The following is a 269-nucleotide window of genomic DNA, read 5'->3' as shown; positions in this document are numbered from 1 at the left end:
GTGATCAACCGCGGCGCCTACCTGGTACAGGGGCTCGGCCACTGCGGCGCCTGCCATACTCCGCGCGGCATCGCCTTCCAGGAAAAAGCCATGAGCGAAGCCGGTCGTTCCGGGCAGTTCTACCTCGCCGGAGAAACCGTCGAACAATGGCAAGCCCTGAGCCTGCGCAACCTGTGGACGGTGGAGGACACCGTGCAGTTGCTGAAGACCGGGCAGAACCGCTTCGCCACGGTGTCCGGCAGCATGACCGATGTCATCCACCACAGCAC

1 pseudogene is annotated in these 269 nt (G+C 64.3%); it reads left to right on the top strand.

Annotated elements, in window-relative coordinates:
• Positions 1 to 269 (top strand): annotated as a pseudogene (locus ACLJNW_RS25425) (cytochrome C); the annotation flags it as partial.

The sequence above is a fragment of the Salmonella sp. SAL4457 genome, from assembly GCF_046548235.1.
GTDB lineage: Bacteria > Pseudomonadota > Gammaproteobacteria > Enterobacterales > Enterobacteriaceae > Salmonella > Salmonella enterica.
The sequence above is the reverse complement of the archived record's forward strand: the minus strand, read 5'-3'. Positions and strand labels throughout refer to the sequence as shown.